Annotated in this window: 11 protein-coding genes; 5 read left to right on the forward strand and 6 right to left on the reverse strand. The window is 58.1% G+C overall.

Features of this window, described 5'->3' with window-relative positions:
* Positions 1–20: 20 nt before the first annotated feature.
* Positions 21–2,267 (reverse strand): transglycosylase domain-containing protein, encoded by a 2,247-nt coding sequence (locus R6X40_RS21525; protein ID WP_318416040.1) that lies wholly within the window; start codon positions 2,265–2,267, stop codon positions 21–23.
* 410 nt (positions 2,268–2,677) lie between these two features.
* Here R6X40_RS21525 and R6X40_RS21530 point away from each other — a divergent pair, with 410 nt between their 5' ends.
* From R6X40_RS21530 to R6X40_RS21540, 3 genes are all read left to right on the forward strand, one after another.
* Complete coding sequence (locus R6X40_RS21530; protein WP_318415891.1) at positions 2,678–2,824, forward strand: hypothetical protein; 147 nt, start codon at positions 2,678–2,680, stop codon at positions 2,822–2,824.
* Between the two features lie 115 nt (positions 2,825–2,939).
* Complete coding sequence (locus R6X40_RS21535) at positions 2,940–3,266, forward strand: hypothetical protein (RefSeq protein WP_318415893.1); 327 nt, start codon at positions 2,940–2,942, stop codon at positions 3,264–3,266.
* A gap of 119 nt (positions 3,267–3,385) precedes the next feature.
* A complete protein-coding gene (locus R6X40_RS21540) occupies positions 3,386–3,580 on the forward strand; it encodes a hypothetical protein (RefSeq protein WP_318415895.1) in 195 nt (64 codons plus the stop codon).
* Positions 3,581–3,657: 77 nt separating this feature from the next.
* On the opposite strand, the gene R6X40_RS21545 is transcribed toward R6X40_RS21540, so the two are convergent.
* Positions 3,658–3,813, reverse strand: coding sequence for an entericidin (locus R6X40_RS21545; protein WP_318415897.1), 156 nt, complete (start codon positions 3,811–3,813; stop codon positions 3,658–3,660).
* 390 nt (positions 3,814–4,203) lie between these two features.
* Here R6X40_RS21545 and R6X40_RS21550 point away from each other — a divergent pair, with 390 nt between their 5' ends.
* Complete coding sequence (locus R6X40_RS21550) at positions 4,204–4,413, forward strand: cold-shock protein (RefSeq protein ID WP_056338617.1); 210 nt, start codon at positions 4,204–4,206, stop codon at positions 4,411–4,413.
* A gap of 244 nt (positions 4,414–4,657) precedes the next feature.
* Positions 4,658–5,146 carry a hypothetical protein gene (locus tag R6X40_RS21555; protein WP_318415902.1) on the forward strand — a complete coding sequence of 163 codons (489 nt, stop codon included), beginning with the start codon at positions 4,658–4,660 and terminating at the stop codon, positions 5,144–5,146.
* Positions 5,147–5,159: 13 nt separating this feature from the next.
* Here R6X40_RS21555 and R6X40_RS21560 read toward each other — a convergent pair whose 3' ends face one another.
* The 4 genes from R6X40_RS21560 to aspT all read right to left on the reverse strand — a co-directional run bounded on the left by R6X40_RS21560 (position 5,160) and on the right by aspT (position 10,290).
* Positions 5,160–6,122, reverse strand: coding sequence for a lysylphosphatidylglycerol synthase domain-containing protein (locus R6X40_RS21560; protein WP_318415903.1), 963 nt, complete (start codon positions 6,120–6,122; stop codon positions 5,160–5,162).
* A 102-nt stretch (positions 6,123–6,224) separates the two neighbouring features.
* A complete protein-coding gene (locus tag R6X40_RS21565; protein ID WP_412178437.1) occupies positions 6,225–7,634 on the reverse strand; it encodes a dipeptidase in 1,410 nt (469 codons plus the stop codon).
* A gap of 85 nt (positions 7,635–7,719) precedes the next feature.
* A complete protein-coding gene (locus tag R6X40_RS21570; protein WP_318415907.1) occupies positions 7,720–8,151 on the reverse strand; it encodes a MarR family transcriptional regulator in 432 nt (143 codons plus the stop codon).
* 465 nt (positions 8,152–8,616) lie between these two features.
* The gene (gene aspT / locus R6X40_RS21575; RefSeq protein ID WP_318415908.1) at positions 8,617–10,290 is read right to left on the reverse strand and encodes an aspartate-alanine antiporter; all 1,674 of its coding nucleotides are present in this window, start codon (positions 10,288–10,290) and stop codon (positions 8,617–8,619) included.
* Between the last annotated feature and the right edge of the window lie 131 nt (positions 10,291–10,421).

Raw genomic sequence — 10,421 nt, forward strand, 5'->3', positions numbered from 1 at the left:
CACCAAACTGCAGTTGCGGCTCAACCGCCGGTCAGGATGTCGAACAGGGTCGTGCGGCGGGTCGCACCAGTGGTCTCGCCGACATCGGCCGGTGGTGTAAGCCCGGAATTTGCCGCCTGCGCCGGCTGATCGAAATCCTGCGTGCCAGCCGTCTGTCCGTTGGCGACGGGTGCCCGCGGAAATTCATCCGCCGCCCCATTGCCGAACGTGCCGGAGATAACATCGCCAACGCTTTCGGGTGCGGCCTGATTGTCGTCGAATGTCGGCTGGATCCCAGTCGTCCCGAAAATGGGGGATGGCGACAGGCCTTCGTGGGCTGCCGTCATGAAATCGTGCCACGCCTTGGCCGGAAGACCGCCGCCGGTAACCTTCTTCATCGACTTGCCATCATCATTGCCGAACCAGACCCCGGTCGTCAGGTTGTTGGTAAATCCGACAAACAGAGCATCGCGGAATGACTGGGTGGTGCCCGATTTGCCGGCTGCCTGCCAACCCTTGAGCCGGGCGGCCTTGCCGGTACCATGATCGATCACCCCGACCATCATCTGGTTCATCTCGCTGACAACAGCAGGATCGAGCACCCTGGGCGGATTGTCATAGGTGTTTTCATAGAGAACAGTGCCGTCAGCCGTCGAAATTCGCCGGATCACATGCGGCGTCGCCTTGAAGCCGCCGTTCATGAACGGCGCATAGGCTGACGTCAGCTCAACAAGGCTGACCTCAGAGGTTCCAAGCGCGATCGAGGCATTGGACTGCATTTCGGATTCGATGCCGAGCCGGCGCGCCAGCTTGATGACATTCTGCGGTCCCACCTCCATCACCAGCTGGGCGGCGATAGTGTTGAGCGAATTGGCCAGCGCATTGGCAAGCGTCACTTCGCCGCGATATTTCTGATCGTAGTTCTCCGGCGTCCAGTTGCCGATCCTAACCGGCGCGTCATTGCGGATCGACATCGGCGTCCGGCCGATTTCCATCGCCGCAGCGTAGACGAAGGGTTTGAAGGCCGAACCCGGCTGGCGTCTGGCCTTGACGGCGCGGTCGAACTGGCTTTCGGCATAGTCACGGCCGCCGACCAAGGCGCGGATCGCGCCGGTGCCGTCGATCGAGACCAGCGCTGCCTGCGAGACATCCAGCTTCTGCCCGGATGCGTCGAGGCTTTCAGCCAGTGTTTCCTCGGCCTTCTTTTCCAGATTAAGGTCGAGCGTCGTGTCGACGATCAGATCCTGGCTGATCTCGCCGACCATGCCCGGCAGCTGATCCATGACCATATCGGCAACATAATATTGCGCTCCGGACCAGAAGCTCTTTGCCTTGGTCGGCGTCTGTGACATCGCGGTCTTGATTTCGCTGTCAGTAACGAAGCCTTCCTCGCGCATGGCACCGAGCACGACCTGGGCCCGCTCTTCCGCAGCCTTCGGATCACGCGCCGGCGACAGGCGCGACGGCGCCTTCAACAGTCCTGCGAGCAACGCCGCCTCGCCCAGGTTCACATCCCGGGCGGATTTGTTGAAATAACGCCGCGAGGCTGCTTCGACGCCATAGGCATTGGACCCGAAGAACACCCGGTTCAGATACATCGCCAGGATCTGGTCCTTGGTGTATTTCTGCTCCAGCCAAACGGAAAGTAGCACTTCCTGCACTTTGCGCTCGAGCGTACGCTCCGGCGAGAGGAACAGGTTCTTGGCCAACTGCTGGGTGATTGTCGAGCCGCCCTGCACCATGCGCCCGGTGGTGACGTTGGTCAGCATTGCCCGCGCCAGACCAAGCGGGTCGACGCCGAAATGCGAATAGAAGCGCCGGTCCTCAATGGCGATGACGGCCTGCGGAATATAGGGCGACATGTTTTCGAGCGACAGCGCCTCGCCACCGGTGGTGCCGCGATTGGCGATGATGTCGCCACTGACGGCAAGGATCTTGACGTTCGGCGGCCGGTCCGGAATGGCCCAGGTGGTCGCGCTCGGCATGCGCGATCCGTAGTAGAGCACCAGTCCGCCGACACCGATGGCACCCCAGATTCCGAGAACGACGCACCAGTAAACCAGTGACCGGATCAGGCCCGTCAGGCCTCCCCCGCCCCGCGAACCGCCCCGCCTGCGGGTTTTCCGCTCGCTGGTCTTCTTCGCTGATGGCTTCGAACCGCCGGATTTCTTGCCGCCGCCGCCGCTGACACGTTCGCCCGCATTCATGCTCAGATCGCCGTCATCGCGACTGCGTCCACCTTCGAAGGAAGGTTCTATCCTCTGCCCTGATGTCCGATTTCCTGCCATGTCGCGGTGGGTCTGCTCCAGCTGGGCGTTTTGAGGATCGCAGACGGCACCTTTACCGCAACGCACGATTTCGCACCGTGCGATGAAGTGTAAATGCGGCGATTTAAGGGGGCGTTAAATTCAAGCTTTTGGGCGCGCCAGAGCGCGGGCGCGCGGCTGCACTTGCTTAATGTGGCAAGAATGGCCATGTAATGATCCGGCACCGACTGCGATGCCTGAAGCATTTACATCGCTTCAGCGCGGCCAACTCGAATCCGCTCGCCAGTTTCTTGGAACATGCGACAGGCATGTCCTTAATTTTCTGATCCAGCCCGCCAACTCTTCAGCGAAACCGTCCCAACAGTGGGAAAGCCACGGTTGTGACTGGCAGCGTTTCAGCGGTTTCAAACAACGATCCAAGGAGATCATCAATGTCGACGATAGCAGACAAGCCCTACGAACCGATCTCTTTCGCAAAGAAGCACCGGATATCCGTTGAAGATGCCCGCGACATCCTCGACCAGGCGAGCGGCGATAAAAAGGCTGCGGACAAGCATGCGAGACGCGTCAGCGTTTAAGTCTTCACACATTGCGCGGCACTGCTGATTTGACGTGCCGCACAACAGACTTTCCATTGTCGGGAACCATTCCGCCGGCCAAGTCGTTTGGCAGGCGGCAACAGGAGAACCAGTGATGGCAGAAACAACCAATAGCGATATTGAATCATTGCGGGCCGAAGTGGCGCGCCTTTCCAAAATCGTCAGCGCCCAAAGCGCGCAGGCCTATAGCGATGTTCGCGACCGGGCATCCAGTGTCATCGACGCTGCAGCACCCGCAGCCAGAAAAGCGGCGAACGTCGCCCGCGCGGAAGGCAGCGCCATCGCACAGACCGCAAGAGAGCATCCGGCTGCAGCGGGAAGCGCGTTGACCCTCGCGCTACTTGTCGGGGGAGCGATCGGCTTTTTGCTTGGCAGCGTATCCCGGCAGGCCCCGGAGCCGCCACGCCGCCGCTATTGGTAGCGCACGGACCGGCAATCAACAGCACAGTCAAAAGGCTCCGTTTTCGGGGCCTTTTTCTTGAAACAACCGGAACCTTTTCCCTCGATTCCGGTTATCCGGACATCAAATAGTGGATTACCATGGGCCAGATTTATCATCTCAATTCGGAAAATGACGAGCTTTTGTCCGAGGCGGAAAAAGCGTTCGATATCTCTGCACGCCGTCAGGCGATACTGAGAAATATTCGCGACGTGCCGGAAGCGCCCCGCCGCAGACCTGTTCTGAAAGCGCTTGCCGGACTGCTTGTTCCCATTTCCCAAGGCGCACAAAACTGAACAACGGTAGCAGAACACGACTATTTTTCCGCAATTGGTCGCGGCCGCATGATGAGCTTGCCGTAGAGTGTCTTCCGTCAGTTTGCGTTGGCACGACGCGCAATGCGGTGGGTTGCATCGTCCAGCGCATGGCTGGTCTGCACACCATCGCGCTTCATACCCTGGACGGTGTTGGCGCATCCGGAAAGGGCAAATAGGCCCAGACACACGGCAGCGATAACGAACTTCGGCATTCTCGGTCCTCCACTCAAAACAGTGATAAACAGGACATGACGCTGCGGTCAGATAAATCAACCGGGAGCCCGGAAAATACGTTATATCTATTCCGCAGATCATCATCGCGACAAATAATTTCCGCTGCTGAATCAAAAAAGAGCGCGTCCCAACACGCAATTTCGCCTTATAAAACCTAATGAAAACAGTGAATATAGCGAAATGAGAATAATAAAACTTGACTGACGGGCCTCGGTAACCTATTTGAGCTTTGGTCGATATTTGTTAGATGACTTTGGTTTTTGCGACTTGTGCGCAATCGGACGAACTTTCCTTCAGATTCGAACAAAAGCTTTTCCGTAACGTTTTACGGGATGGTTCAACATAATTTGCTAGAGAAAGGGATCGTTATGGCCACTGGCACAGTAAAATGGTTTAATTCCACAAAGGGCTTCGGCTTCATCCAGCCAGACGACGGCAGCCAGGACGTTTTCGTACACGTTTCTGCTGTTGAGCGCGCTGGTATGCGTGGCCTCAATGACGGCCAGAAGATCAGCTTCGAGCTCGTCAAGGACCGCAAGTCCGGCAAGATGTCTGCAGACAACCTGCAGGCTGCTTGATATAAATCTGGCGCGATAATCCGCGCCGGAGAAACGCGCTTCCGCGGTTGACCACGGATGTACTGGCGAAAGTGTCGAAGCGTGTTGTGAAAGGTCGGGTTTTCCCGGCCTTTTTGTTTTTCCGGATTCTACTTTTCCAGCAGCGGACTAATGGCCAAGCAGTTTTGTTTGGCTGAAACGGTCCCGCACCTTCAAATCGCCTCATCCACAATGAAACTCACTGTAAATAGCAGGAGTTGTGTGCATGAAAGCCATTCTCATTCTTCTTTCCACGGTTGCGGTTATAACGAGCTCGGCCCTTCACGCCGGTGCTCAGGATCAAGCGGCCTATATCGATGAGCGTTCTGACGGACCGGCTCTCATCCGCTCGCTCTACAATGCCATCAATCGCCACGAATATGCCCGCGCCTACAGCTATTTCAGCGAACCGGCCGATAGCTACGACACGTTCGTAAAGGGCTATGAGAAGACTGTGGATGTTCAGGTGCTGATCGGTACCGTGACGCAGGAAGGGGCTGCCGGCAGTATCTACGCCCCGGTTCCGGTCGCAATCAAATCGACGGAAAAGGGCGGCAAGGAAAAGATCTTCGCCGGCTGCTACATCACCCGCATCGTCAATGCCGCCATTCAGGAGCCGCCATTCGCGCCGCTGCAGATCGAGAGCGCGGAGCTTGAAAAGGTCGCAGGCCCTCTGGAAAAAGCGCTACCGAAAGTCTGCCATTCACCGTCATAGTGCAAGGGCAGGATCAGCCGCTGTTGTTTTCGCCCGTCTCGGCTTTGCGTCCGGCGAGAAACTGGCCGCGTTCGAAAATGACCACAACAGTGAGCGCGATCAGGAACGGGATGATCAGGTAGAACAGGCGGAAGATGGCGAGACCCGCGAGAACACCGGCCGGATCCATTTCAGGCAGTGCCGCGATAAACACCAGTTCCAGAACGCCAAGGCCGCCCGGTGCATGCGAGAGAAGGGCTGCCGAGAACGATGCGAGAAACACCCCTAGGATAACCATATAACCAGGATTACCGGCCTCCGGCAGAGCGAAATAGATGATGGTGGCAGCTGCAATCAATTCAACGGGAGCGATCACCAGCTGGCGCAGCGCCAATGACGGTTTCGGATATTCCAGCCGGAACCAGCGGGTTTTCAAAGGCCGACACCCGACGAGGCTGCCGACGACATAAAGCGCGATCAGCGCCAAAATGATCAGTCCAGTCGAGATGGAAGCCCCGATTGGCAGGAAAGCAGCGAAGCGGGCGGTGATTTCCGGCTCGACCAAAAGCACGATGGCTGCCAGCATCAACGTGCCCAGCGCGAATGTGAAAGAGCAGAACGCGACGAGAATGCCGGTTTCCCCGGCAGTGAGCCCCTTCGATCCATAGGCACGGTAACGTACGACGGCACCTGAAAAGACCGAGGCCCCGACCGTATGCGACAACGCATAGGCTGTGAAAGAGCAGACGGTGATGAACCACAGCGAAATCCTGTGGCCGAGATGCTCGAGCGCCAAGTGATCATAAGCTGCCAGCGCCGCATAGGCGGCAAGCGTTGCGGCGGCGGCCAATAACCAACTCTTCAGCGATACGGCTTTCAGGCTCTCCATGAAATCGGCGGCCGAAAGGCCGTGAAGCTCATGATAGAGGCCATAAAGCGAAAACACGATCGCGGCGAGCCCGATTACCGGCCAGGCAAGTTTGCGTACTGTTTTCATGAGGCAAGTATTCTTGAAATCTGTAACTGGCAAAATGTCATCTGGCCGAAAAGAACACCCCCGACCGGCCCGGTCAAGGGTGCTAACCGTTAACGGCGTTCCTTAAACCGCGAGCGCGTCGAGAATCCGTATCCAGGAACGGATGCCCTTGTGGAAGGACTGCAGCTCGTATTTCTCGTTCGGCGAATGAATCCGGTCGTCTGACAGGCCGAAGCCCACCAGAAGCGATTCCATGCCGAGCATCTTCTGGAAATCACCGACAATCGGGATCGAACCGCCCATGCCGATCAGAACCGCAGGCTTCGGCCATTCGTCTGACAAAGCCGACTTTGCAGTGTTCAGCAGCGCAGAGTCGTAAGGGAGCTGGATTGCCGGCGAGCCGCCATGCTTGTGGAATTCGACCGAGCAATCGGCCGGGATTTTCGAGGTAACATAGGCGCGGAAGGCATCCCGGATCTTTTCCGGGCTTTGTGCGCCAACCAGACGGAACGAAACCTTGGCAGACGCCTGCGCCGCAATGACGGTCTTGAAGCCTTCGCCGGTGTAGCCGCCCCAGATGCCGTTGACTTCTGCCGTCGGCCGCGCCCAGGTGAGCTCCATGACCGACCGTCCCTTTTCGCCCGATGGAATCGAAAGGCCGATTTCGCCGAGGAATTTTTCCGTCGTCATACCCAGCGTGTCCCAGGCAGCCTTGATCTGCGTCGGGGTTTCCTCAACACCTTCGTAGAACCCGTCCAGGGTGACCCGGCCCGTCTCGTCGTGCAGCCCGGCGAGAATCTGCGACAGGATATGGATCGGGTTGGCGGCGGCACCACCAAAATAACCGGAATGCAGATCGCGGTCGGCAGCGGTGATGACGATTTCCTCGCCGACGAGGCCTCGCAGGCCCGCCGAGATTGCCGGGGTATCGCGGTCCCACATGTTGGTGTCGCAGACCAGCGCATAGTCGGCCGTGAGTTCTTGCGCGTTCGCTTCCAGGAACGGCTTCAGGGACGGCGAGCCGGACTCCTCCTCGCCCTCGAACAGGATGGTCACTTCGCAAGGCAGCGCACCATTCACGTCCTTGAACGCACGGCAGGCCTCGACGAAGGTCATCAACTGCCCCTTGTCGTCGGCGGTTCCGCGCCCGGTGATCACCTTGCGGCCGCCATCAAGTTCCTTGATCGACGGTTCGAACGGAGCCGTGTCCCACAAATTGAGCGGGTCGACCGGCTGAACATCGTAATGACCGTAGAACAGCACGTGCGGTGCACCAGCCTTGGCGGCTGCATGGTGGGCAACCACCATCGGATGACCGGGCGTGTCGCGCACCGACGCTTCGAACCCCAGGGACGTCAACTCGGCGACCAGCCATTCCGCCGCCTTGCGGCATTCCGCCTTGTAGGCGGGATCGGTGGAAATCGACTGGATACGGACCAGATCGAATAGCCGATCGAGGCTCTTGGGGAGATTGTCGTCCGCGCGGGTGAGAATGCTGGCCGTGTCTGTCATGTCCGAATCCTTCGTTGTCAGGCCGGAACCTAGACAAAGATTGGCGCCGCTTTAAGCAAAATATTTTGATTGATGGATCATGACCACGCCGGAATGGCAAAAGCCGTCAGCTCTGGGCGCCATTGGCGATCGCCATGCGCATATACTGGAGCATGAGTTCCCGTTCGAAATGACGGAAGCCGGACAACAGGGATTGATCGGCGGCAAGCGCTGCCTCCTTCGCCTCGCCCTCCATCTCCTTCGCCTTGGTGGTCAGGAAAATCTGCTGCGCGCGTTTATCGGTCGGGTGCTTCTTCCGCAGGACCAGTCCGTCCCGCTCCATCCTGGCCAAAGTATTGGCCATCGTTGCCTGCTCGATGTCGAGGCGGTCGAGCAACTGTTTCTGGGTCAGCCCCTCCTCGCTCCACAGCTCAAGAAGAACTGGAAACTGGCCGGGGGCAAAGCCGAGTTTCTGGCCTCTCTCCTGCAGGGCGCGGGAGAAGCTTTTCGCCAGAAGGCTGGACAGGTATGTTGCTGAATCCATACGGTCGAAGGCCATGTCTATGGGTACCTCTCCCCAAGCTGGAACACAAGTTACATTGCGAGCGATGGACCGGCAGACAATGGGTTTTCACACGGATGTGATGCTCGCCGGATGCACAAACAAAAACCGCCATGGCGGAGGCGGGGCCACGGCGGTTCTTGTTATAAATTGGACAAAGGCCCGGAGAGGGGGGATAGGCCTTTGTCCTTACATCTGGCGTCGGCGGGGGACAGGCCTTGACCAGATGACGGCTTGTTCAGGTGCCGTTGATTGGTATTTGTGGTTCCAAATGTGGCTTTTCAAGGGACTCTGCCTGACGGTCGCATTACAAATTGGTAACGTTCCTGTGAGGGCCCTCAATATTAAGCCTCAGGGAATCCTTGCCAGCTTAAACCGGCGGTTTCGAGGAGGGAGATGCCTTCTCGTTGTCTACTTTTTTCCCGGTCGACAGCTTGGAATATACGACTGATCGACCACAAACTATCCTGTCAGGGCCATGACCAAACCAACCACAACAGGCCCCATTAGCGGCAGTAAAACGTTGGAGATCGCGTATGTGACCGTATAGCCGATCACGGGCGTCGAGTTTCCGGCTTGGGAGACGAGCGCGCTGATGGTGGGAGTACTGCAGTGCTGCCCGGCGATCACGCCGAGAAGAATCGGCGCTTCGATCTTCATCAGCTTCGTGCCGACAAACAGCGAAACGGCGGCTGGCAGAAAAGAAACCAGCAATCCGAGAATGGGCAGGATCAGCCCGTATTCCTTGATGAGTTTGATGGCGTCGGGGCCGGCACTGAGGCCTATCGATGCGATGAACGTTGCAAGGCCAAAGTCCTTGGCAAAATCGGCAGCGGCCGGTGGCAGCCCACCACGCGTCGGGTTGCGCATATTCAACCAACCGAAGACGAGTCCGGAGATCAACGCGCCACCACCGGCGCCAAGCCCCAGTTCAAGGGCGCCAATCTTCAGATGGAAATGCCCAATCACGAGCCCGAGTGCGAGGCCAAGGCCGAGGAATATGAAATCGGTACGTTCGCCCGGAGGCACGGGCTTGCCGAGTTCGTGTGCGGCACGCTCTATGGCTTGCTCCGGGCCATAAAGCGTGACGATATCCCCGTGCTGCAAAATCGTACCCGACAAAGCAGGGATATTTTGTCCCATCCGCCGAACATGGGATATGAATATGCCGCGCTGCAGTTCAGGCGAGGCCAGCTGTCTCAGTTGCCGGATTTGTCGCCCAAAAACGTCCTTTCGCACCAGAACGACATCCCGGGTTGCGAGCGCGAAATTTGTTCCTTGCGGGACCGGCACTTCGTCACCGAGGCGATCCCGGACGGCGATCACCGCGTTGCGGCGTCCGCGGACAAACACGATGTCGTCGGGCTGCAGTAGCAGGTCGAGCGTCGTTTCAAGAATGTCGCCGCCGCGCTGCAGGCGCTCGATCGCAACCGCCCAACCCCGGCTTTTTTCGAACTCGCCCACTGTTTGGCCTGCGGCACCCCCGACACGGAAAGCGCGCCCGACAAATGCCGGAAGGCCTTCCGCCTGCTCTTCATCGTCATCGGTCGCCCCCAGTTTACGCGCGAGGTCTTGCGCTTCCTTCCGCAGGTCGATTTTCAGCAGCAACGGGGCAATCTGCGTTGTGAAAACCACGATCGCAATGAGTCCGAAGAGATAGGTGAGGCTATAGGCCGTTGCGATATTGGCCTGCAGCTGCTGGATCTCTGGCCCGGAAAGCGCGAGGCGGGCAATCGCCTCTGATGCCGTGCCAACAACGGCCGATTCTGTCGCGGCTCCCGCGAAAAGCCCTGCGGCCGTGCCGACGTCGAAATGAAAAATAAGCACAGCGATGGCGATCAGCGCGAGGACGCAGACAACTTCGATGATCGAAAAAATACCATAACGCCATCCGCCGCGGATGTTGGTGAAGAACTGTGGTCCAGCTGAGAAGCCAAGTGCATAGATGAAAAGAGCGAATGCCGCGTTTTTGAGATCAGGGCCGATCTGCACCCCCAATTGACCGATCGCCAGGGCCACAAACAGCGTTCCGCACGTCCCTCCAAGCTGGATAGGACCGACACGCAATTTGCCAATTAGAAAGCCAAGCGAGAGCGATACGAACAAGGCGATGATGGGATCGGAGAGCAACGACATGAACAGATCCAGTGCCTGTGAGCGAGGGGACTTGGAGACATGCGGTCAAAATTGAGAAACGAGGCTACAAAACCAATCGGAAGGTGCCGTACCAGCTCTTGTCAGGCAAAAGCAGCGACGGCATTGCGGTC

This window comes from Rhizobium sp. PL01 (assembly GCF_033447125.1).
In the GTDB taxonomy this organism is placed as follows: Bacteria; Pseudomonadota; Alphaproteobacteria; order Rhizobiales; family Rhizobiaceae; genus Pararhizobium.